At 36.9% G+C, this 21,951-nt stretch carries 25 protein-coding genes and 1 other annotated feature; all 25 genes read right to left on the reverse strand.

The window, feature by feature from the left end:
* Positions 1-53 precede the first annotated feature (53 nt).
* Entirely contained in the window at positions 54-626 is a 573-nt protein-coding gene (locus H3T47_RS05870; protein ID WP_199282831.1) for a DUF177 domain-containing protein, read from the reverse strand.
* 1 nt (position 627) lies between these two features.
* Positions 628-1,782 carry a nucleotidyltransferase gene (locus H3T47_RS05875; RefSeq protein WP_199282832.1) on the reverse strand — a complete coding sequence of 385 codons (1,155 nt, stop codon included), beginning with the start codon at positions 1,780-1,782 and terminating at the stop codon, positions 628-630.
* Between the two features lie 6 nt (positions 1,783-1,788).
* Entirely contained in the window at positions 1,789-2,136 is a 348-nt protein-coding gene (rsfS, locus tag H3T47_RS05880) for a ribosome silencing factor (RefSeq protein ID WP_038523274.1), read from the reverse strand.
* 8 nt (positions 2,137-2,144) lie between these two features.
* The gene (yqeK, locus tag H3T47_RS05885; RefSeq protein ID WP_199282833.1) at positions 2,145-2,741 is read right to left on the reverse strand and encodes a bis(5'-nucleosyl)-tetraphosphatase (symmetrical) YqeK; all 597 of its coding nucleotides are present in this window, start codon (positions 2,739-2,741) and stop codon (positions 2,145-2,147) included.
* A complete protein-coding gene (locus tag H3T47_RS05890; protein ID WP_046327312.1) occupies positions 2,734-3,375 on the reverse strand; it encodes a nicotinate-nucleotide adenylyltransferase in 642 nt (213 codons plus the stop codon). Before H3T47_RS05890 ends, yqeK begins: the two co-directional genes overlap by 8 nt.
* A gap of 8 nt (positions 3,376-3,383) precedes the next feature.
* Positions 3,384-4,499 (reverse strand): ribosome biogenesis GTPase YqeH, encoded by a 1,116-nt coding sequence (yqeH, locus tag H3T47_RS05895; protein WP_199282834.1) that lies wholly within the window; start codon positions 4,497-4,499, stop codon positions 3,384-3,386.
* Positions 4,492-5,016, reverse strand: coding sequence for a YqeG family HAD IIIA-type phosphatase (locus H3T47_RS05900; protein WP_038523286.1), 525 nt, complete (start codon positions 5,014-5,016; stop codon positions 4,492-4,494). Before H3T47_RS05900 ends, yqeH begins: the two co-directional genes overlap by 8 nt.
* 106 nt (positions 5,017-5,122) lie before the next feature.
* Positions 5,123-5,479: a 50S ribosomal protein L20 gene (gene rplT / locus H3T47_RS05905; RefSeq protein ID WP_034980161.1), complete on the reverse strand. Its 357-nt coding sequence runs from the start codon at positions 5,477-5,479 to the stop codon at positions 5,123-5,125.
* Between the two features lie 36 nt (positions 5,480-5,515).
* Positions 5,516-5,716 carry a 50S ribosomal protein L35 gene (rpmI, locus tag H3T47_RS05910; protein ID WP_034980158.1) on the reverse strand — a complete coding sequence of 67 codons (201 nt, stop codon included), beginning with the start codon at positions 5,714-5,716 and terminating at the stop codon, positions 5,516-5,518.
* A 21-nt stretch (positions 5,717-5,737) separates the two neighbouring features.
* Positions 5,738-6,268 (reverse strand): translation initiation factor IF-3, encoded by a 531-nt coding sequence (gene infC, locus H3T47_RS05915; protein WP_082229344.1) that lies wholly within the window; start codon positions 6,266-6,268, stop codon positions 5,738-5,740.
* Positions 6,269-6,287: 19 nt separating this feature from the next.
* Positions 6,288-6,400 (reverse strand) — a sequence feature (ribosomal protein L20 leader region).
* 68 nt (positions 6,401-6,468) lie between these two features.
* Positions 6,469-7,122, reverse strand: coding sequence for an amino acid ABC transporter permease (locus H3T47_RS05920; protein WP_038523292.1), 654 nt, complete (start codon positions 7,120-7,122; stop codon positions 6,469-6,471).
* A gap of 14 nt (positions 7,123-7,136) precedes the next feature.
* Complete coding sequence (locus H3T47_RS05925; protein WP_038523294.1) at positions 7,137-7,775, reverse strand: amino acid ABC transporter permease; 639 nt, start codon at positions 7,773-7,775, stop codon at positions 7,137-7,139.
* Positions 7,772-8,590 carry a transporter substrate-binding domain-containing protein gene (locus H3T47_RS05930; RefSeq protein ID WP_199282835.1) on the reverse strand — a complete coding sequence of 273 codons (819 nt, stop codon included), beginning with the start codon at positions 8,588-8,590 and terminating at the stop codon, positions 7,772-7,774. The genes H3T47_RS05925 and H3T47_RS05930 overlap by 4 nt, the downstream gene beginning before the upstream one ends.
* A gap of 15 nt (positions 8,591-8,605) precedes the next feature.
* Positions 8,606-9,343 (reverse strand): amino acid ABC transporter ATP-binding protein, encoded by a 738-nt coding sequence (locus tag H3T47_RS05935; protein ID WP_305067078.1) that lies wholly within the window; start codon positions 9,341-9,343, stop codon positions 8,606-8,608.
* A 185-nt stretch (positions 9,344-9,528) separates the two neighbouring features.
* Positions 9,529-11,463: a threonine--tRNA ligase gene (gene thrS / locus H3T47_RS05940; protein WP_046327318.1), complete on the reverse strand. Its 1,935-nt coding sequence runs from the start codon at positions 11,461-11,463 to the stop codon at positions 9,529-9,531.
* A 305-nt stretch (positions 11,464-11,768) separates the two neighbouring features.
* Positions 11,769-12,671, reverse strand: coding sequence for a primosomal protein DnaI (gene dnaI / locus H3T47_RS05945; protein ID WP_199282836.1), 903 nt, complete (start codon positions 12,669-12,671; stop codon positions 11,769-11,771).
* A gap of 9 nt (positions 12,672-12,680) precedes the next feature.
* Positions 12,681-14,042, reverse strand: a complete 1,362-nt coding sequence (locus H3T47_RS05950; protein WP_199282837.1) for a DnaD domain protein — start codon at positions 14,040-14,042, stop codon at positions 12,681-12,683.
* Between the two features lie 2 nt (positions 14,043-14,044).
* Positions 14,045-14,512 (reverse strand): transcriptional regulator NrdR, encoded by a 468-nt coding sequence (gene nrdR, locus H3T47_RS05955; RefSeq protein WP_038523311.1) that lies wholly within the window; start codon positions 14,510-14,512, stop codon positions 14,045-14,047.
* Position 14,513: 1 nt separating this feature from the next.
* Entirely contained in the window at positions 14,514-15,116 is a 603-nt protein-coding gene (coaE, locus tag H3T47_RS05960) for a dephospho-CoA kinase (protein ID WP_199282838.1), read from the reverse strand.
* A complete protein-coding gene (mutM, locus tag H3T47_RS05965; protein ID WP_199282839.1) occupies positions 15,113-15,943 on the reverse strand; it encodes a bifunctional DNA-formamidopyrimidine glycosylase/DNA-(apurinic or apyrimidinic site) lyase in 831 nt (276 codons plus the stop codon). The genes coaE and mutM overlap by 4 nt, the downstream gene beginning before the upstream one ends.
* Before the next feature lie 13 nt (positions 15,944-15,956).
* Positions 15,957-18,632 (reverse strand): DNA polymerase I, encoded by a 2,676-nt coding sequence (gene polA, locus H3T47_RS05970; RefSeq protein WP_199282840.1) that lies wholly within the window; start codon positions 18,630-18,632, stop codon positions 15,957-15,959.
* 169 nt (positions 18,633-18,801) lie between these two features.
* Positions 18,802-20,115: a UDP-N-acetylmuramate--L-alanine ligase gene (gene murC / locus H3T47_RS05975; protein ID WP_199282841.1), complete on the reverse strand. Its 1,314-nt coding sequence runs from the start codon at positions 20,113-20,115 to the stop codon at positions 18,802-18,804.
* A gap of 152 nt (positions 20,116-20,267) precedes the next feature.
* Positions 20,268-20,915 carry a YtpR family tRNA-binding protein gene (gene ytpR, locus H3T47_RS05980; protein ID WP_199282842.1) on the reverse strand — a complete coding sequence of 216 codons (648 nt, stop codon included), beginning with the start codon at positions 20,913-20,915 and terminating at the stop codon, positions 20,268-20,270.
* A gap of 20 nt (positions 20,916-20,935) precedes the next feature.
* A complete protein-coding gene (locus H3T47_RS05985) occupies positions 20,936-21,256 on the reverse strand; it encodes a thioredoxin family protein (protein ID WP_199282843.1) in 321 nt (106 codons plus the stop codon).
* A gap of 35 nt (positions 21,257-21,291) precedes the next feature.
* Positions 21,292-21,951 carry a tRNA (guanosine(46)-N7)-methyltransferase TrmB gene (gene trmB / locus H3T47_RS05990; RefSeq protein ID WP_187158810.1) on the reverse strand — a complete coding sequence of 220 codons (660 nt, stop codon included), beginning with the start codon at positions 21,949-21,951 and terminating at the stop codon, positions 21,292-21,294.

The raw sequence follows: 21,951 nt of genomic DNA on the forward strand, positions 1-21,951 counted from the left end.
TTTAAAACAAGATTAAAAACCAGCATTTCAACAATACTGATCTCATAACTTATTTAATTATTTTTATTTTCATTATTCAAGTTTTTATTATTTTCCGTAAACAAATCTTTTAATTTAGCAAAAGCGGGATTAACTTGTTCTTTTTGTTCTTTAACGAAATCATCTTCAGAAATTACCGACCAGCCTTTTCCTCGAGGATAAAGATTCTCCTGCTTCTCTTTTTTGGTTAAAATCGTTGTCGGAATGTGTAATAAAATATTATCTTCAATCGTCTTTTGCAAATCAATAATTTCATTTTCTACCTTGACAATGGGAATCTCGCTTTCAGCGCTCTCGTCTTTTGCCACATCAGTATCAGTATAATTCTCGCTAAAGTGAAAGTCTTCTTGGAAATCAACCGGTTCTAGACTGCGACTGGAAGGGACAACTAGCTGGGCTACAACGTGGAAATCCCCTGTAACATAGGGCTGATTATAAAAGACAGCGCCAGATAGCTTAATATTTTTTACCTGATAAACTAAATTCTGGCTACGCTTTAGAAATTCTTTTTCTGGTTGCACTTCACACTCAATATGAGTCAATGGCTCTTTACTATTTTTAATCTGAGCAAAATTAAGTGTTAACATTTTAAACCTCCAGCGGCTTGCGACCAAAGTTTTGATCAACTTGCATCAATTGTTCATAGAAACGATCAACACGTATTTGCAAATTCAGCGATCCACTTTTAGTGTTTTTTTGATCAACTTTAGAAATCACGTCCGCAGTCGTATCTTTTCTAATTTTCTTAAGATACTTTCGTCCTAGTTTGCTATAACCTAAAAGGAGCAGCGATTCGTGGTTAAAGCTGTTAACCATATCATCTTGAGTCACATTTAATAGCGTATACAGACTAAGCCGGCGCAGACGAGAATAAGTATATCTTTTAGACTTGATCATACGTAAAAATTCGGTAAACGTTTTTGCGTTATGAATTTCATGTTTCATTTTATACTCAAGTCCTTCGCTCATTTGGTAAACTTGCTGCAAATCTTCTAAAGAAGAAGATTCAATCCGATATTTAAGAAATGGAAACAATAGATTCCAATTAGGATAAGCTTTTTGCTTAAAAAGCAGCTGTACCTCTTTTTTCGGCAGCCATTGTTCTAACGTACAATTATTTTCATTATGCAGAATTAAATTACGAATTGCACTGGCACTTTGAACAACCTTGTTATTTTGCAAAACATCATCGTGTCCTGCTCCAATACGATTAATCGGGTGTAAAACTAACGGTGTACCCAAATTATGATTAGCAACAGCATACGCCAGTGCCAAAATAGCATTAGGCTCATTTACCTCATGTCCAACCTCACGTGCCACCATTTGATTATACTGAGTTGAGTATGTTTGACTGTAATCATTAAAATCCATGTGACTTTGAGGTATTTCAGCAATTTTACTACCCAAATAAGCAAAGTTTTGCGTAGCATCTTCAACACCAAAGATTAGATCGGTAACCCCGACTTTAGCTAGTTGATCAATGCTGCCAAGAGCAAACAAGTCAGCCGGCTCCACGGAAGTTGAAAACGGCAATTCGAATACTAGGTCAGCGCCGCTTTCAAGAGCAGCCTGCGCCCGAGTCCATTTATCCATGATTGACATTTCGCCTCGTTGGACATAGTTACCGGACATGATCACAACTATTGGGTCTTTATTTCCAGCTATATAGCGCGCCTGATTCATCAGAAATTCATGCCCGCTATGGAAGGGATTATATTCCGCGATGATCCCTACAACACTCATAGTCAGTTAATCTTCCTCTAATTCCAATTTTTTACCGTTGGCCCATAATTTTTCTACATTATAAAAATCTCTGGCTTCTTCGGTAAAAACATTTACTACTACATCACCTAAATCAAGTAAAAGCCAATTTGATTCGCTCGTACCCTCAACGCGGTAGTCGTAATAATCGGCTTTATGAGCTTCATCTATGATCGCGTTAGCTATAGCATGCAACTGTCTATTTGATCCGGCACTGGTGACAACATAATAATCAGCTAAAATACTATGTCCTTGCATATCAAAAGCAGCTGTATTTTCGCCGTGACGATCACTAATTGCTTTTAAGGTAAAACTTAATATTTCTTTACTAGTCATTTTTCTCCTTATTTTTTTATACTCCAAACATTGTAAGCATTTAAAGTTCGTGGATAAATCTTATTCCTTTTTTCAATTAAAAATTCAAGGGTATGTGCTAATTGGTAGCCGACACCTTCATTAAGATTAGCATAAGTTATCTTACGCGCTTCTTCAACTCCGGGAAATGATCTGCCGGGTTCAATAAAATCTGCCATATATACAATTTTGTCCAAAGTTGTCATCTCAACGTCAGCGGTAGTATGTCTGCTTATAGCCGTTAAAATTTCCTCATCACTAATTTTTAAATCACGTTGAATAAAATAAACACCAACAATTCCATGCCAAATGCTCCGGTTCCAATTTAATAAATCTTGATCAAAACCTTGAGTTTTAATTACTTCACGGTATTCAGAAACAGGAACCTGCTTGGCATAATCGTGAACAAAGCCGGCCAAAGCCGCTTTATCCTGATCATAATGATTAAGTTCAGCCAGTCTAACTGCTGTTTGACTGACACCAACGCAATGTTCAAAGCGGTCAGCTGTCATGTTGTTTTGCTCTTTAGCAATTATTTCAGCACTGCTTAGAGGAGAATAGGTTTTTGCAAAAAATAAATCACTCATGATATAGACCTTTTTTCTGAATATAATTTCTGACTGTATCAGGTACTAAATACCTAATTGAACCACCAATTGTAATTGTCTGCCTAATTAGTGTAGAACTAACTTCAATTTCAGGAATGTCAACCCAAATCATTGGCAGTTTTGCTTTTTGAGGATAACCTGCTCTTTGAACTCCCACTAGTGTAGCTAATTGTGCTAGCTTGGTTGGTTCCTTCCATTCATTTAAATTATTAACCTGATCACTGCCCATAATTAAATAATAATGATTTTCGGGTTGAGTTTCATGCAAATATCTCAAAGTGTCAATCGTATAGGAAACGCCCCCACGGTATAATTCGAATAATTTCACTTGAAACCGAGGGTTGTCTTGAGTTCCTAATTCAAGCATATTTGCGCGATCTTGCGCAGACGCAATTGGCTCATCTTTTAAAGGTGGCACATTAGTAGGAATAAACCAAATTTCATCCAAATGCAATTTAGTTAGTACTTGTTCAGCCACTATTAAATGACCAATATGAATTGGGTTAAAAGTCCCACCAAAAATACCAATTTGACGACCTTTCTGGGGTGCTAATTTTTCTTCAGCTACAGCCACTGTAGGTGTTTTTTGATAATTTTTTGCAATAGCGATCATTATATCCTCTATATTAACGCACGTCTAATTCCCAAGCCAATCTGACCAGGTGTATAAATTTTAACTAAACAATTTGCAGGAACAGTGATAAAACCGATCCCGCCAAAAAGCAAGTCACTTTTATTACTAGTATGATATTCCTGCCCCTTTAATGATGGCAAATTATCTTCTTTAGTCGGCGGACTCAATAATTCACCAATGTGTTTGGTATAAAAAGCATCAGCATTTGCCGTCTTGGTTCTGTGAATGTATAGACCACGAGCCGCATAAACTGTGAAACTAGCTTTTTCACCTTTTAAGAAGTCTACTCGCCCTAAACCTGCTAGAAAGAGACTATTACCGGGGCTTAACTGAAACGTTACCGGCTTGAGCTGCTTTTGCGGTGATACCACTGCTAATTCTTTGGTATTCAAATGTGTAACCAATTGATTTTGGGTCAATATACCGGGAGTATCTATTAAAAAATGACCATTTGCCAAAGGAATTTCAATTTTAGCTAAAGTTGTTCCCGGAAAACGTGAGGTCGTGATTAGATTTTTAACATCCCCCATTTGGTCAACAATCGCATTCAAAAGAGTTGATTTTCCTACATTGGTCATTCCCACAAAATAAACATCTTGCTCACGTGATTTCTGATCTAAATACTTTATCAACTGAGTTAGATTTTTCTTATTTTTAGCACTGACTAAAAATATTTTTTTGGGAAACAATCCTGCCCTATTAGCTTCTTGTCTCATCCAATCCTTGATTTTGCTTTGTCGGGAATTGTCGGGAAACAGGTCAAATTTATTACCCACCAGTATAAAATCATTTTCACCAATAAAACGTTTAAGTGATGATAGTAAAGAATTAGTAAAATCAAATAAATCAACCACATTGACGACTAAAGCCTTTTTTGTAGCTAAAGAATTCAAGAGCTTTAAAAAGTCATCATTATCGGCATTGACAGGCATAATTTCATTATAATGACGCAGCCGAAAGCAACGTTGACAGTAAATATCGTTGCCTTCATCTCCACTTTCTATTGCCTGTTGCAATCGTGAAAGTGGCAGATAACCAGGTTCTTGCGGGTTATCAGATTGAAGAACAGCACCACAACCAATACAAACAATTTGATCATCCATTTTTTAACGTCTCCTTAAATGTAACTGGGTGCGAAAAGTTGAGAAAAAAGAAAATAATTTTTTCAAAAAAACGATTGATACGGGTATTCCATTTGTCAGTTTGTATAAGAGGCTCAACCAAGACCGATTTGACACCAGCTAAATTGCCAGCTTGAATATCGGTAATCAACTGATCCCCCACCATCATTACCTGTCCTTTTTCTAAACCCATTGATTTCCTTTTTTTACTAATCGCAAATGGTAACGGCTTTTTAGATTTAGCAACAAAATCAATGTGATAGGGATTTAAAACTTTCCCTACCCGTTCAGCATTATTATTGGAAATTACCACCAACTTAATTTGAGCTTGTGCTAATTTTTTATTAAAGCTATCCATTTTTTGAGCAGTTTCAAATTCGTTCCAAGCTAAAAGAGTATTATCTAAGTCAGAAAATACAGCTTTAATATTCATTTGCTGCAGCATATCTGGATCTAAATGATAAATCGTATCAATAGTATAGCGTGGCCTGAATAACATCCAATTTACCTTTCATCTATTATTGCACTAGTTTAATATATCAAATTATTAGCTGCAAGTGCTAAATTTTGACATAAAAAAACGGCGCCATAAGCGCCATTTCAAATTAATTTAAAGCCTTTTTAGCAGTTTCTGCTAATTTCGCAAAGGTCTTTGAATCGTTATAAGCAATATCAGCTAACATCTTACGGTTAATGTCAACACCAGCTAATTTCAAGCCGTGCATTAACTTAGAATATGAAATATCATTTTGTCTTGCTGCAGCATTAATTCTGGCAATCCATAACTTTCTGAAGTCGCTCTTACGTCTTCTTCTGTCACGGAACGCATATCTGTAAGATACAAATAATTGAGTACTTGCAGCCTTAAATTGCATATGCTTTGCGCCACGGTAACCCTTGGCAAGCTTCATAATCTTCTTACGACGTTTACGTGTAACTGTTCCACCCTTAACTCTTGGCATCTAAAATTCCTCCTAAATATCGTTTTATTTGTTTAATTAACGCATTTGAGAGAGCATCTGTTTGATGCGCTTCAAGTCGCTGCGTGAAACCATTGCAGCCTTTCTCAAATGACGACGTTGTTTCTTAGTCTTGCCGTGGAAACGGTGGCCAGTAAAAGCGTGATGACGCTTTAATTGACCAGAAGCAGTTCTCTTAAAACGCTTTGCAGAAGCGCGGTGGGTTTTCATTTTTGGCATTTTCTAATTCCTCCAAATTAACTATTTATTTTTGTCACTCTTCGGAGCGAGCATTAAGAACATTGAACGGCCTTCCATCTTAGGCTTGCTAGTAACAGTAGCAATATCAGATGTGGCTTCAGCCATTTTTTCCAACACTTCACGACCCAGTTCCTTGTGAGTGATTGCTCGACCTCTGAACCTGATCGAAACGCGTACTTTGGCACCTTCTTTAGTGATAAACTTACGCGCGTGCTTTAATTTAGTGTTAAAATCGTTACCCTCAATGGTTGGGCTCAAACGAATTTCTTTAACACTGACCGTTTTAGACTTTTTCCGAGATTCTTTAACCTTCTTTTGTTGCTGGAAACGGTACTTACCATAGTCCATGATACGAGCAACAGGTGGCTTGGCATTAGGCGAAATTAGAACTAAATCTAAATTTGCAACACTTGCTTGGCGCAAAGCCTCAGTCTTGGTTACAACACCAACTTGTTCACCATCTTCATTAATTAAACGAACTTCGCGTGCGCGAATTTGGTCGTTTAATATCAAATTCCTTGGAATAATCATTCACCTCCATGTTAATCTGAGGACAAGAAAAAGACGGGTATAGTTCTACCCGCCCATAATCAACAGAAAATATCGATCAGCCCAGAGGTTTACTTAACTTAGGCGAGAAGCGGGAAGCTTCTTCTTGTTCTCAACTAAAACGATTATACTCGCATTTACTATTTGTGTCAACGAGATATATTTTAAATCTCATTGCAAAATTATGCTAACTTTTTGTTCAGTTTATTACCAATTAAAGATAAAGTAAAGCAAACAATAAAATAAAGCAATGTTAAAGCGGCAAACATCGGCACAATATAATTAGCATTTTGACCGTATATTACCTGTGCGTGTTGCATCAGTTCTGGAACAACAATAATAGTTGCTAAGGAAGTATCTTTAATTAAAGAGACAAACTGACCAATTATAGTAGGTATCATGTGCCGGTACGCCTGCGGCAAGACCACGTGCCATAATGCTTGCACAAAAGACATGCCTGTCGATCTTGCCCCTTCAATTTGACCAATAGCTACTGACTGAATGCCAGACCGCACAATTTCAGCAATCATGCTGGATTCAAAAATTGTCATCGCGATAATTGCTGACAAAATTGCACCGGGTCTTAAACCAATATTGGGTAAGCCAAAATAGGTAAAAAAGATAATTAATAGCAAAGGCAAATTTCTAACGATGTCAATAATAAAGCCAACAATTGCTGAAATGAATTTAAGTTTAGCATAGCGGATAATTCCAAGAATTGACCCTAAAATGAAACTTAAAACAATTGCAAAAACTGAAATAAATAATGTGACTGCTAAGCCTTTTAACAGAAAACCGAAGTTTAACCAAGATAAGGCATTAATCCATGTTTGCATTTTAGTTCGCCTCCCTATGCCAATTTCTTTTCCAAATGCCGCATATAGTAACTCAGTGGCATTGTAATCAACAAGTACAAAACACCTATTACCAAATAACTGTTAATCGTGTCAAAAGTGACAGAAGCAATGGCGTTTGCTTGGTACATTAAATCAAAACCTGCAACAAAAGCTAAAATTGACGAGTCTTTAATCAAATTGACAAATTGATTGCCTAGTGGTGGAATAACTATTTTAAAAGCTTGCGGCAACACTATATAGCGCATTGCCTGCTTATAAGTCATACCTGTTGACCGTGCACCTTCCATTTGACCGGAAGAGACCGATTGTATACCAGAGCGAATAATTTCAGCAATAAACGCAGAAGTGTAGAGAAATAAACCAATTGTACCAGCAGTAAAACCATCAATTTGTACAAAATATTTTGGTACTATTAAGTAAAAAAACATTACGATGATTAGTAAGGGAATATTGCGGAAGATTTCAACGTAAATTCGACCAATTTTATTGGCAAGTTTATTGGGAATAACCTCCAATAAGGCTAATAAAATACCGAAAATAAGACTAAATATTAAAGTTAGCAAGCTTGACAAGATAGTCCAGCCAAATCCTGAAAACAGTTGACTACTAAAATTATTGAAGATATGGATCATTTAATATACATCTCCTTATAGTTAAATCCAGGAACCTGACCGAACCATTTTTTAATTAAGAGATTGTATTCTCCGCTTTTTTGAATCTTATGAATTGCTTGATTTATGGCTTTATGAAAAGGTCCTTGATTTTTATTTACTGCAATACCATAAGGCTCTTTAGTATAGGTTCCTCCGGTTACTTCAAGGCTTCCAGAACTTTGTGCTGCTAAACCATATAAAATGCCGTTATCACTAGTCAAAGCATCACCTTGATGCGATTTTAAAGCAGAGACTGCTTGACCATAGTCTTGCATTGCAACGACTTTGGCTTTAGGAGCCACTTTTTTTATTGCCTCAACCGAATTATCGCCGACAATACCGATCACAGTTTTACCATTCAGGTCGCTCGGCTTTTTAATTTTTGATCCTTTAGGGACAAGAAACGATTTACCAGCCTGAAAGTACGGCTTAGAAAAGCTAATAACTTTTGCCCGTTCCGGTGTAATTGTCAAAGTTGCGATAACTGCATCCACATTGCCGTTTTTCAACAAGGGTATTCTTGATTGGGAGGTGGCAAGAGTAAAACGGGCTTGACCTTTTGGACCTAAAATTTCTCTGGTAATGGCTTTAGCCATATCAATATCAAAGCCTTTTTCTCTATCATCTCTAATATCTATTAAACTAAATAGTTTTTTGTCACCTTCAACTGCCCAAGTAATGGTATTAGTCGAATGTACATTTTTCAAAGCAGATTGGTCAGTGACTTTATTGCCACAACCCGACAAAAGAAAAATTCCTAAAAACAACGAGATTGAGCAAACAAGTTTTTTCATGATATTTGCCCTTCCTTAATGTGTAATTATTTTACTTAAGAATTGCTGGGCACGGTCAGTTTTTGGCTGCTCAAAGAAAGACTTGCTGTCGTCATCTTCAACAATCTGACCTTGATCCATGAAGATAACGCGGTTAGCTACTTCTTTGGCAAAACCCATCTCGTGAGTCACAATCAGGGAGGTCATATCACTTGCCGAAGTTATTTTTTTGATTACCTGTAAAACTTCATCAATCATTTCGGGATCAAGTGCTGAAGTTGGTTCATCAAAAAGTAATAATTTGGGGTGCATTGCTAAAGACCGCGCAATTGCCACACGCTGCTTTTGACCACCAGATATTTGTGCTGGCATATTACGTGCTTTATCAGCGACTCCTACCATATCAAGTAAATGCAGTGCCTGCTTTTTATTTTCTTCTTCAGGTATATGACTGACAATTCGAGGAGCAAGCATTACGTTTTCTAAAACATTTTTATTTTTGTAAAGATTAAAATGCTGAAAAACCATGCCCACGTCTTGACGCAATCTATTTGAATCTGTTTTGGGATTGGACAAATCCTGGTTATTAACAATTAATTTTCCGCCTTGGATTGACTCTAAACGATTAATAGTTCTAATTAAAGTACTTTTGCCTGAACCGGAAGGCCCGATTAAGACAACTGTTTCACCCTGGTCAATTTGCAAATTGATATTATGCAACGCGTGAAATTTGCCATAAAATTTCTGCACGTCACGAAATTCTACCATTGACATATATATGCTCCTTTTTAGCAGTTTTAATTTAACTAACTAAACCAAGCTTTTTTAACAATTGATTAATTAATCAAAAGTGCATCCCGTCAACACTACATTTTGTTACTCGACGTGCAAATTTTAGCGGTTTCTACATTTAAGGTTTAGCCATTAAATTATTTTGCCTTTTCTATAAATAACAATTTTTATCCTTTACGTGAATATGATTTAACATCTTGATCGATTTCGTTAATGAATTCGTTAAAGTCCTTAGCCACTTCTTCTTCTGTACCATAGCGACGAACATTGACACTATTGTCCTTGAGCTCTTTATCACCTAAAACAAGAGTGTATGGTACTTTTTGAGTTTGCGATTCACGTATTTTGTAACCTAATTTTTCGTTACGTAAATCTGCTTCTGCTCTGAAGCCGCGCTTATTCAATTCATCGCGAACTTTTTTAGCATAGTCAGAATGGGCATCAAGGTTAACCGGAATTACTTCCACCTGAACTGGAGCCAGCCAAGTTGGAAAGGCACCCTTGTAAATTTCAATCAAGTAAGCAATGAAACGCTCCATAGTACCAACAATACCGCGGTGGATCATAACTGGACGATGTTCTTCTCCATCTTGACCTACATAACTTAAGTTAAAGCGTTCTGGAAGCATAAAGTCCAACTGGATTGTGGACATAGTTTCATCAGCACCTAACGCCGTCTTAGTCTGAATATCAAGTTTAGGACCGTAAAAGGCAGCTTCACCTTCAGCTTCGACATAGTCAAGACCCATGTCGTCCATTGCCTTCTTCAGCATTGCCTGACTTCTTTCCCACATCTCGTCATTAGCAAAATACTTTTTAGTATTCTTTGGATCACGGTATGAAAGTCTGAAGTAGTAATCCGTGATATCAAAGTCTTTGTAAACGTCTAAAATCAAAGTCAAAATCTTAGAAAATTCACTCTGTACTTGGTCCAACGTGACAAAGGTATGACCATCATTTAAAGTCATTTCCCGTACACGTTGCAAACCTGACAACGCACCCGATTTTTCATATCTGTGCATCATACCCAGCTCTGCAATTCTAATTGGCAGTTCGCGGTATGAACGGATATGGTGCTTGTAAATTTGAATATGTGACGGACAATTCATTGGGCGCAGTTCAAGCATTTCTCCATCGCCCATATCCATTGGTGGAAACATATCATCACGATAATGTGCCCAGTGTCCAGATGTCTTGTATGCGTCAACATTCATTAAGACTGGAGTATATACATGTTGGTAACCATCAGCCACTTCTTTGTCGATAATATAGCGTTCAACTACTCGGCGAATTGTGGCTCCTTTTGGCATCCAATAAGGTAAACCAGCACCAACCTTAGGATCAACAAAGAATAAATCAAGGTCGCGTCCGATAGTTCGGTGATCACGTTCTTTAATTTCTTCACGACGCTTAATATCGGCATCTAAATCAGCTTTTTTAAAGAACGCTGTTCCGGAAATTCTTTGAAGCATTGGATTTGATGATTGACCTTGCCAATAAGCACCGGCAACCGATAACAACTTAAATTGTTTAATTTTGCCCGTATTTGGCAATAGGGCTTCAAAGCCAAAATCAACAAAATCACCTAATTTAAAGACATGCACTTGATCGTCTTTTTCATCTTTTAGCAACGCACTCTTATACGGGTCATTCTTAAAAATTTCGGCAAGCTCAGCTTTTGGCAGAAAAGAAGATTCAATCTTATCTCCTGCTTTGATTACTTTTTTGATTGCTTTTTCAAGTTCCGGCAGTTCACTAACTTTGATTTGATTTTCTTTGTCAGTGTCAACATAAAAACCATCATCATCTGCTGCGTGCTCACCAAAGTGAATCTCTGGATATGCTTTCTGCGCAACTGCTTCAAAAACAAAGGCTACTGTTGCTCTTAAAATATCTAGACCAGCTTCATCCCTATCAGTAATAATAGCAACACTGGCATCTTGGTCTAATTTGTAATCTAAACCAACAATTTGACCATTTACTTTTGCTCCAAGAGCTGCTTTACCTAGAGATGTAGCAATACCATGTGCTAGTTCTGAAACTGTGACTGCCTCAGTAAAATCTTTTTTTGAGCCATCAGGCAATGTAATTGAAAAACTCATTTTTTCCTCCGAAAATTTAAGAAATAAAAAAAGTCCCAGTGCAATTAAGCACTGGGACGTTAATTAACGTGGTTCCACCCAAAATTTAGTCCAAAAATCTGGACTATCTCGTTGTAGATTGTTAACGGATCTAACCCATTTTAAAATTTTAGGTACGAATGAGTGGGTTGCAAACGCTAATGGGAGCTTCCAGAATATTGCCCTCTCTCTGTGGTGCGTAGCAACATGTTCATTCATTGCAGTTAATTATAGCCCAATAATTTTTTAATGCAAGTTAATTTTCATAGATTTACAGCAAAATATTTTTATTGGTGTCTTCTATTTGGTCCAGAAATTACTACTTCAGTCGCCAAAGACTTGATTCTTTCCATTAATCTCGCTGCTTTTACAGGATCAATAGAATTTTTGGTTTCTTTGAAATGATCTGCCAGATCGCTCATTGCAAAATTTGACGAGAAAAATGTTGGCAGCACATTATCCATTCTGGCCTGCAGAATTACCGCCAAGACCTCGTCACGCGACCATTGACTCAAACTTTCAGCTCCAATATCATCTAGTATTAAAAAATCAGCGTTAGCAATTTTTTGGACTTCATCCTGAACACTATTATCACTAAAATGACTGGATAAACCTGCAATAAATGTCGGAACATGCAAGAAAACAACATACTTATCCATGGCAGCAACTTGATTAGCAAGTCCCGCCAATATATATGTTTTGCCGATACCAAAATTGCCCGACAAATAAAGTCCCTTCTGATGAACATCTTTAGCATATCTTGATAAAAATTGCTGAATGCGGGTCATCACTTCGGCTCTTTCCGGGGTCAGTTCAATCTGGCTTAAGCGAACATCATGCAACCCATCAGGTAAATTAATCAGGCGCAAATGCCTTTTGATATATATTTCTCTATCGTGAATAAGTTTGCTGTCTTCGGGCACAAATTTCAAACTGATCGCATTTTTATTCATTATCAAATCAGGATAATAGCCTCTGGTGACAGGATCTTTTTTATGCTGGCTCAGATAATAGCCGTAAAGAGTGGGCAGACTTTTATTAATAATGCTGTCATTTAATTGATCTTGATGCTGCGCGATAAAGTTTTGCACCTTAGGTTCAGCCAGTACCCTTTGTTTAATAGCTTCAGGACTTTGCTCCTCAGCATTGCCTGATTGTCCTTTAGCAATATATTTTTTAATGGGTCGCATATATTTCACCTACTTCATGCCATTCTTATTTTCAAAATTCTCAAAAAACTTTTTTAGTTCTTCACTAGAAACTTCGGAATTTATTTTTGGTTTATTTTCAGTCCAATCCGTGCCCTTTTCAATTGACTTACGCGAATTATAACTGCCATACTGCTTTCTTTTCTGCTCTTGGGCCTTTTTCCTATTGTCCATATATTCCAAAGCTTGACCACCGGTTTTTACTCCGTGCTGCAGCCAATCATGTAAAATTTTATTTGCCAAACGAAAAGACACATTAGGACCACTTTTCAAGCAGGCATAAGTCAAGATATTGAGCAGTTCTGCTGAAATACCTTTTTCATTATATAAACTATCAAGTAGGCGATATTCACTAGCATCTACAAAATCATTCCGGCTGGTCTTAAGCTGATACAAAAATTGTGCTGGTGAGTTCGCTTTTGCGCTTTGTAATAATTCTTGTTCACTACTACTTAAGTGCTTGTTTTTTAGTTCAGAATTGTCCTTTGCTCGTGTCTTTTTTTGTAATTGGCTGCGAGTAGTTGCTGCATGAATGTTATTAGCAATAGTTTGTTTAATCCGATTCATATTTAGATGGTAATCACCATGCAAACAGGGCAGAGTTTCATCTACAAATTCCTGTTCGGTCAAACCATAAGTTCTCATAATTGCACGAATTGCTTCTCTGTTTTGGTCAATTTCGCTGCCTGCAATTTGATAAATTTCAAATTGCTGTTTCATAAAGTCCCAGTCAATCTGGTCCTTTTCATTGATAGTGGCAGTATTACGGGTAACAATATTATTTTCTTGGGCAGCCTCTTTAACCTCAATTGAAGGGTCTATTGCTTCTTGATCTGGTAAATGAAAGACATCTATAAACGAGGCGGAGATATTTGGTGCTGTTTTCACACCATTAACAAAGTTTTGATTTTGTTTTGTTTCCCGGGCAAAATCATGACTTAATTTATGAAAAGCGGTAATACCCACTTTTTCTTTTAATAAGCTTGCTAATAACGCAGTCCCAAAAAATTCACTGCTAGACGGGATACTTTTAAGTTCAAAACATAGAATTTTGCCCATTATTTGATTGTCAAGTAGTCGGGTCTCGATTAACCCCACCGCCTCTATCTTGTGCAGAGCCGCAAATAATTTTTTAATATCACAGTCAACTTGTTCTTGCAAACGGTAAATCCCCTGTGAATCTGACAGCATAGCTTGGGCAGAATAATCCTCATTCAGACTTAAATAGAGTGCCACCGCCAAAGAACCAACTAAAGGCTGATATAGCTTAATTAAAACACGCAAATCTGTTGGGTAGAGCTCTACTCTGTTTGTAATATAAAAAGGCTGTTTGGGATTGTTAGTCTCAAACATAATTAATTTCCTTTCTCTCTTCTGGCAATCATATCTTCCATAGTTTTCATGAAACTAGACATATCTTTAAACTCACGGTAAATTGACGCAAATCGAATATAGGCCACATCATCTATTTTAGCCAATTCATCCATTACCAATTGACCAATTTTTTTGGAAGAAATTTCACTAACTCCTTCCTGCCTGATTTTGTTTTCTACGTGATCAACTAATTCTTCAAATTGTGAACTTGAGATTGGTCTTTTTTGACCAGCTGCCATCACTCCACGTAAAATCTTTTTTCGGTTAAATGGCTCACGTGTGCCGTCATTTTTGATTACTAATAAAGGCGTGGTTTCAACACGTTCAAATGTAGTAAAACGGAAGCCGCAGTTTTCACATTCGCGCCTACGTCTGATAGCACGATTTTCATCACTCGGACGCGAATCAATTACTTTTGATGCATTTTTATGACAATTAGGACATTCCATTTTAGTCCTCCCCTTTGATTTCAAGTAACAATTCTTCTAATTTAGTCTCAAGGTCTTTTCTGGAACCAGTATTAGTAATCACGTAGTCAGCCAATTTTTCCTTTTGCTTAAGTGGCATTTGACTATTGATGCGCTTTAAAGCTGCACCCTGACTAAGGTGATCCCTTTGCATTAGTCTTTCTAGCTGCAATTTTTCTGGTATAGCAATCAGTAAAGTCCGATCACAATATTTTTGACCATTTGACTCAAACAGAACAGGAGCATCAACAACTATTATGGGGCTTTTCTTAGCCTTGTTTAGCGCAATTTTAGCTTGTATTTCTGTAAAAATCAATGGATGAGTAATTTCATTCAAAATTTCAAGTTGTTTTTCATCATTAAAAACTATTTGTCCCAACTTTGAACGATTAAGTGAACTATCCGTATTTAAGACTTCACTGCCAAATTGTTTGATAACTTTTTCATATCCCTGATTACCGGTCTTTAAAATATCATGGGCTATTTGATCGCAATCAATTACTGGAATTTGCATTTTTTCAAAATAAGCATCTGCGGTGCTTTTACCGCTTGCAATTCCACCAGTCAAGCCTAATATCATTGTCATTTATAAATCACCTGACATTTAGGACAAAAAGTAGTTCCTCGTCCATTGACCTTAATTTTTTCAAGTGGTGTACCACAACGCACACATGGTTCACCTTTATGACCATAAACCTGCAACATTTTTTGAAAGCCACCTGTTTTGCCGTTTGCATCCAGATAGGTATGAATTGTAGTACCTCGTTCAGCAATTGCCAATTCTATTAGTGAATTAATGTTATCGTGCAATTGTGCTACCTTTTCTGCGGGAATGGTATTGGCTTGACTTAACGGGTGAATTTTCGTTTCCCACAACACCTCGTCAACATAGATGTTGCCCAACCCTGCAACAACAGATTGGTCAAGGAGTGTATTTTTAATATTTTTCTTTTTACGTGCTAAACCATTTTGTAAATAAGAAACGGTAAAAGCTGCTGAGTTGGGTTCTGCACCTAATTTGCTAATACCCGTCTTTTCTTTTTCAGTTCCCGTTTTAATTAACTGCATGCGCCCGAACTTACGCACATCATTATAACGCAATGCCGAATTATCACTAAAAACAATTTGCACGTGGTCGTGTTTATCCTTTTTAGTATTTATTTTAACTAAACGATACTTACCCTCCATGCGCAAATGTGACACTACTGTTAGATTGCCGCTAAGCCGAATTAACAAATATTTAGCATAACGATCAATTGTGGTGATTTTTTTACCAACTAACTGCTGCTTAAATTCTTTTGCATCACCAGTTATAATCTTTGGATACCAGACTGTTACTTCTTTGATTGTCTTTCCTTTGATAAGAGGAAGAAGTGTCCGTCTCACAGTCTCAACTTCTGGCATTTCCGGCATTACAAGTTACTCCTTACTTAGCATCAAACCAATTATGACCATATCCGGAATCAGCTACAAGAGGTATGTCTAGTCTTACAGCCGACTGCATAACTTCCGGTACAATCTTTTTAATTGTTTCCAATTCATCCTTTGGCACATCAAAAATCAGCTCATCATGAACCTGGACTACCATCTTGGTCTTAAGATGCATGTCATCTAATTTTTTCTGCATGTTAATCATCGCTATTTTGATAATATCTGCGGCAGAACCTTGAATTGGCGAATTAATTGCTGTTCTCTCAGCAAATGAACGCACATTAAAGTTTTTAGCATGAATATCTGGCAAGTAGCGTCTTCTGTGCATAATTGTTTCGGCATATCCTTTTTCACGGGCTACCTGAACTGCTTTATTCATGTAATCTTTAATTTGAGGATATTGCTCAAAATAATTATCTATGAATTGCTTGGCCTGCTTGCGACTGATATTAAGGTTTTTAGATAAACCGTAATCAGAAATGCCGTAAACAATACCGAAATTCACAGCTTTGGCCCTGCGGCGCATTAAAGGAGTGACATCGGCTGTTGATTTTAAGTGAAAAATTTTCATTGCGGTATGAGCGTGAATATCGTAACCGGTTCTAAAAGCTTCCTGCATCTGTTCATCGCCAGAAACTTGTGCCAAAACACGCAATTCAATTTGTGAATAATCACAGGAAAAAATGTAGCCATCAGGTTCACTAGGAACAAACGCTTTTCTAATTTGCTTACCTTCCTCGGTTCTGGTTGGAATATTTTGTAAATTAGGATCAACTGAGGACAAACGACCGGTAGCAGTAAGAGTTTGCAAGTATCTGGTATGAACCCGACCGTCTTTTTGAATGACATCCAGTAAACCATTAACATAAGTTGACTGGATTTTAGCAATTTGCCGGTAAGTGAGAATTTGTCCAATAATCGGGCTTTCATCTTTTAGCTGATTTAAGACATCAACTGATGTGGAATAACCGGTTTTGGTCTTTTTAATTGGCTTTAAGCCCATTTTTTCAAACAAAATATGACCTAATTGCTTAGGAGAATTAATATTAAATTCTTCACCAGCTTCATCATAAATTTGCTTTTCCATTTTCTTGAGCTCAACTGCAAACTCATCTTGAAGCTGCGTTAAAGTCTCAGCTTGAACTTTGATGCCATTGATTTCCATCACAGACAGAACTCTGGCAACAGGGATTTCAATATTGGCAAAAAGATCGTCTTGCTCGTGTTCTTTTAGTTTAGCTAACAATGTCTCTTTTAAGTTCTCGATTGCTTCTATCTTGCCAGCCAAATGATTAAATAACACATGATCGTCTTCTGGAATGTGGGCACTTTTACCTTTACCATAAACGTCGTAATCACTTTTAACCGAATTATCACCGTACATCCGACATATCTCGCCCATATCATCCGAATTATTTTCATTATTAATCAAATACGAAGCAAGAAGCATGTCATAGTCAATGCCGCGAGCATGAATACCTAAACGATTTAAGCCAACTGTTGTCCGCTTTAAGTCAAAAACATTTTTAGTAATTCGCTTATTTTCCAGAATATTCTTAAGTTGCGGTTCTTTTAACAGGTCAACATTACGGCTTACATATATTTGCTTATCGATCTTGATGGCAAAACCAACAAAATCAGCTAAGTGGTAGTTAGCACCCAGCATCCCTAAATAAAAAGTAATAGTTTGACCATCTTTAACTGCAAAGTTGTTAATGTCATTTTCTTTAAGCTCTGTAAAAGCAACTGCTTTATTATCTTTTACTGGTTGATCCTTTTGCCCAGCAGCATTTTCAGGGTCTAACTGGCTTAAAAACTTGCGAAAGTTCATTTTTTCATAGAATCTGCGCAATTTTTGATAGTCCACATCGCGCCACTTAATATCATCAATCCCAATAGTCAAAGGAGTGTGGCGATCAATTGTTGCCAATTTTTTGCCTAAAAGAGCCTTATCTTTGTCATTGATGAGATTCTCTTTCATTTTTGAAGGTTTCATATCATCTATATGATCATAAAGGTTTTCTACAGAACCATATTCTTGGATAAGTTGTGAAGCCTTTTTGGGACCAATCTTAGTCACACCAGGATAATTGTCAGAATTATCACCCATTAAGGCTTTCATATCAATAAATTCAGTTGGGGTAACACCATTAACTTCCTTCATGTGTTCAGGCGTATAAGCTTCCAAGTTCAACACACCGGATTTAGTGACCATTACTGTTGTTTGAGGTGAAGCTAGTTGCGTTAAATCTTTGTCGCCCGTAACAACAGTCACTTTGAAACCCTCTTTTTCACCAATTGTAGCAAAAGTACCGATAATATCATCGGCTTCATAATTGTCGAGTTCATAGGTGGATATGCCCAGATCATGTAAAAGTTCTTGAATGTATGGTAACTGTTCAGACAATTCAGACGGTGTTTTCTGTCTACCGCCTTTATAATCGGCATACATATTATTCCTAAAAGTAGTTTTACCCGCATCAAATGCGACTAAAACATGGTCAGGTTTGACATCATTTAAGACGACATCAAGCATGTTTTTAAACGTATAAATGGCATTGGTATGCAAACCTTCAGGATTTCTAAAATTTTCAAGTTGACGAAACAGTGCATAAAAAGCACGAAAGGCAACTGAATTACCATCAATCAAAAGTAATTTTTTATCAGCCATTAGTTCTCCTCATAATTAAACCAAGTTTCTTAATTCAACTACCATTTTAACAGTTTTTGCTCACATCTTGCACAATACTGATTTATTTGCATTCTGAGGTAATTGGTTCGCGCTTTTTTAAGTAAAAAGACCAAGTTTTAAAAACTTGATCTTTAGCTAAAAATTGCAATTATTTTAATAACTTTTCCAAAGCGTCTTCATATTTGGTAATATCACCGGCACCCATGAAGACGATCACACTATCTTTGTTTTGAGCCAAATCGGCAATATTATCAAGGTCAATTACCTCTGCTCCGGGAATTTTGGCTACTAAGTCATCACTAGTAATATCACCGCTTTTTTCTCTAGCGGAGGCATAGATTGGAGTGATATAAGCCTTATCAACTCCGCGCAAAATTTCTTCAAAATCACTGGCATATTTTTTGGTCCTGGAAAAAGTATGTGGTTGAAATACTACTACCAAGCGTTTATCAGGAAATTTTTGTCTTGCTGCTTGAATTGTTGCCCGCATTTCTGTCGGATGATGGGCATAGTCATCAATGATATTAATATCTTTAAAATCTTTTTCTGAAAACCGTCTTTTGGCTCCTTGATATGTCAATAAACCTTGTTGAATATCTGCTAACGGAATTTTTTCAGTGTAAGCAACAGCTATCACCGCAGTAGCATTCAAAATATTATGATCACCAAAAAGATGAATTGTAAAGTGACCGATATTATGTCCGTGATTTAACACAGTAAAACTGGACCCTTGAGTTGATCTTGTGATTGCTACGGCTTGAAAATCATCGTCACTGTCAAAACCATAAGTATATTTGGGGCAATCTGCTTTAAGCTGCTTTAAACGGCTGTTTCCGCCCCAGACAAAAAGTCCTTTTTGCGTTTGCTGAGCAGCTGTTTGAAAAGCGGAAGTATAATCTGATTGATCTTTAAAATAATCTGGATGATCAAAATCAATATTGGTCATAATTTGGTAGTCAGGATGATACGCCAAAAAATGACGCCGATATTCGTCAGCTTCATAAACAAAGAAGCGGGAGTTCTTAACACCCTTGCCCTCACCATCTCCTATTAAGTAAGATGTTGGTGCAGCTTCTCCTAACACGTGAGCTAAAAGACCTGTAGTAGAAGTTTTCCCATGAGTCCCAGAAACACCAATGCTAGTGTGCATCTTAATCATTTCTTCTACAGTATCAGGATAACTTTGCCAAGTAACATTTTTACTTTCACAAGCCTGCACTTCAACATTATCAGCTTTAAAAGCGTTGCCCTTAACAATTACCTGACCATTATCCTTAATGTTATCGGCCGCAAATGAAGATATTTTTATATCCGCTTTAATCAGCGGTTCTTGCGTGAAAGTATACTTTGCGATATCACTGCCGGCCACATCAAAACCCAGGTCTTTTAAAACTAGAGCAAGAGCAGCCATTCCAGTTCCTTTAATTCCGATAAACCAAATCTGTTTATTTTTGTCTAACATTTTTCTGAACTCCAAAATCTTTTATCATTGCTATTTATTTTACCATTACTATCGCAAAATGAGCAGGACCATTACAAAACCATGATGAAATTTAAAATTCAATTTTATGCGCAAAAAAGACTTTACCTTTTTGTTGGTAAAGTCTGCTACTTTTATAAAGTGATTTGTCCTTCGGCTAAAAGTTGATCGCACTTTTCCGGATCAAATTCATCGCCGGCATTAAAATCAGCCGGAACTACCAAAATACCCCTTTTTTGCGGAGCATGTTCAAGACCCAATTCACGAGCTGAACAAATCATACCATAAGAATCAACATGGCGTAGTTGACCGGGCCAAATCATTTGACCATTAGGCATCAAAGTACCAGGCAAGGCAACTACGACTTTTTGTCCCTGTGCAATGTTAGGTGCACCACAAACAATTTGGTGTTCTTCGCCGTTACCTACATCAACAGTAGTGACATGAAGGTGGTCAGAGTCAGGGTGTTTTTCACAAGTTTTGACATAGCCGTAAACTAAAGTTGGTTTGCCATATGCCAGTTTATCCGTAAAACCAGCTTCTGCTAATTTTTTATTTAAAGAGGCTAAATCTTCTTCATTTAGTTTAACCTGACCATTAGGCAAACTATCATAATCAATAACTTCGTTGACATTGAAAAAATTATAACCTGTGACATTCCCTTTTTCATCAGTGATACGAGTAATGTCATCTTTTTCCTCATACTCACTTTTACCCTTATCTTGGCCCAAAATCACAATCAGGGTATTAGGATAACCTTCTTTATTAATACTTGTAATCATGAATCACAATCCTCTTTCACTTAGTCAAGCGACCGCAAAAAATTTTCAACCTCATCCTTAGTTTTACGATCCTTATTAACTAGTCTACCAATTTCTGCGCCATCTTGGTAGACCACAAATGAAGGAATGCCCATGATATTCATTTCTTTTGCTATATCCACAGAGCCATCACGGTCTATTTGATAAAATTTACTATTAGCAAAATCTTTTTCAATTTCAGGCATAAACGGATCCAAAAAACGGCAATCTGGGCACCAACCAGCAGAAAATTCTAAAACAACACGACCATTTTTGGTAATATCTGCTAATTTAGCTTTGTTTAATTCTTTTATTTGTTCCATTTTTGAAAAAACCTCTCTTTTCTCTATCTATTAAATTATTTTACTCCAAAATCAGCATGCAAAGCATAAATCGGGTTGCCCTGAGCCGCAAATTTATGCTCATATTCAGTTTCAATATTAGCTGCAAGAACTTCTTCCTTCTCATTATGAAGGTCCACGGAAACAAAATCAAAATTCATGCCAAAATTATTCATACTTTGAAGAGAATAGGCAAAAAGTCCTGCATTATCAGTTTTAAACTCTACTTGACCGTTTGCACGCAAGACAGTTTGATATTTTTGTAAAAAAGTTTTATAAGTTAGCCGTCTTTTCTCATGTCTAGTCTTAGGCCAAGGATCGCTGAAATTTAAATAAATTTTGCTAGCAATGTGAGCGCTAAAAAATGCGTCAATATTGGCAGCATCCCCACAGAGAATTTGTAAATTAGACAATTCTTTTGCTAGTTTCGTCCGCAAAATCATGCCTGCAGCGGTCATTTGCAACTCAAGAGCAACAAAATTTTTCTCAGGGTGTTTCTCAGCCATTGTGGTAATAAATTTCCCTTTTCCAGGACCTACTTCAATTTCCAGTGGTCTTGAAATATCAGCAAACCGCTTTGACCAATCAATTTTCAGACTTGGATCAGGTCGATCAATCACACTTTCTGGATGCTCATGGACAAGCTTTACAGCCCACGGTTTGTTTCGTAATCTCAT

Origin of the sequence: Lactobacillus sp. W8093, assembly GCF_016100925.1 — a bacterium.
GTDB classification, from domain to species: domain Bacteria; phylum Bacillota; class Bacilli; order Lactobacillales; family Lactobacillaceae; genus Lactobacillus; species Lactobacillus helsingborgensis.

Bases quoted from the DNA above. Each gene is read 5' to 3' on its own strand.
- H3T47_RS05870 (WP_199282831.1), bottom strand. From the start codon at position 626: ATGTTAACACTTAATTTTGCTCAGATTAAAAATAGTAAAGAGCCATTG.
- H3T47_RS05875 (WP_199282832.1), bottom strand. From the start codon at position 1,782: ATGAGTGTTGTAGGGATCATCGCGGAATATAATCCCTTCCATAGCGGG.
- rsfS (WP_038523274.1), bottom strand. From the start codon at position 2,136: ATGACTAGTAAAGAAATATTAAGTTTTACCTTAAAAGCAATTAGTGAT.
- yqeK (WP_199282833.1), bottom strand. From the start codon at position 2,741: ATGAGTGATTTATTTTTTGCAAAAACCTATTCTCCTCTAAGCAGTGCT.
- H3T47_RS05890 (WP_046327312.1), bottom strand. From the start codon at position 3,375: ATGATCGCTATTGCAAAAAATTATCAAAAAACACCTACAGTGGCTGTA.
- yqeH (WP_199282834.1), bottom strand. From the start codon at position 4,499: ATGGATGATCAAATTGTTTGTATTGGTTGTGGTGCTGTTCTTCAATCT.
- H3T47_RS05900 (WP_038523286.1), bottom strand. From the start codon at position 5,016: ATGTTATTCAGGCCACGCTATACTATTGATACGATTTATCATTTAGAT.
- rplT (WP_034980161.1), bottom strand. From the start codon at position 5,479: ATGCCAAGAGTTAAGGGTGGAACAGTTACACGTAAACGTCGTAAGAAG.
- rpmI (WP_034980158.1), bottom strand. From the start codon at position 5,716: ATGCCAAAAATGAAAACCCACCGCGCTTCTGCAAAGCGTTTTAAGAGA.
- infC (WP_082229344.1), bottom strand. From the start codon at position 6,268: ATGATTATTCCAAGGAATTTGATATTAAACGACCAAATTCGCGCACGC.
- H3T47_RS05920 (WP_038523292.1), bottom strand. From the start codon at position 7,122: ATGCAAACATGGATTAATGCCTTATCTTGGTTAAACTTCGGTTTTCTG.
- H3T47_RS05925 (WP_038523294.1), bottom strand. From the start codon at position 7,775: ATGATCCATATCTTCAATAATTTTAGTAGTCAACTGTTTTCAGGATTT.
- H3T47_RS05930 (WP_199282835.1), bottom strand. From the start codon at position 8,590: ATGAAAAAACTTGTTTGCTCAATCTCGTTGTTTTTAGGAATTTTTCTT.
- H3T47_RS05935 (WP_305067078.1), bottom strand. From the start codon at position 9,343: ATGTCAATGGTAGAATTTCGTGACGTGCAGAAATTTTATGGCAAATTT.
- thrS (WP_046327318.1), bottom strand. From the start codon at position 11,463: ATGAGTTTTTCAATTACATTGCCTGATGGCTCAAAAAAAGATTTTACT.
- dnaI (WP_199282836.1), bottom strand. From the start codon at position 12,671: ATGCGACCCATTAAAAAATATATTGCTAAAGGACAATCAGGCAATGCT.
- H3T47_RS05950 (WP_199282837.1), bottom strand. From the start codon at position 14,042: ATGTTTGAGACTAACAATCCCAAACAGCCTTTTTATATTACAAACAGA.
- nrdR (WP_038523311.1), bottom strand. From the start codon at position 14,512: ATGGAATGTCCTAATTGTCATAAAAATGCATCAAAAGTAATTGATTCG.
- coaE (WP_199282838.1), bottom strand. From the start codon at position 15,116: ATGACAATGATATTAGGCTTGACTGGTGGAATTGCAAGCGGTAAAAGC.
- mutM (WP_199282839.1), bottom strand. From the start codon at position 15,943: ATGCCGGAAATGCCAGAAGTTGAGACTGTGAGACGGACACTTCTTCCT.
- polA (WP_199282840.1), bottom strand. From the start codon at position 18,632: ATGGCTGATAAAAAATTACTTTTGATTGATGGTAATTCAGTTGCCTTT.
- murC (WP_199282841.1), bottom strand. From the start codon at position 20,115: ATGTTAGACAAAAATAAACAGATTTGGTTTATCGGAATTAAAGGAACT.
- ytpR (WP_199282842.1), bottom strand. From the start codon at position 20,915: ATGATTACAAGTATTAATAAAGAAGGTTATCCTAATACCCTGATTGTG.
- H3T47_RS05985 (WP_199282843.1), bottom strand. From the start codon at position 21,256: ATGGAACAAATAAAAGAATTAAACAAAGCTAAATTAGCAGATATTACC.
- trmB (WP_187158810.1), bottom strand. From the start codon at position 21,951: ATGAGATTACGAAACAAACCGTGGGCTGTAAAGCTTGTCCATGAGCAT.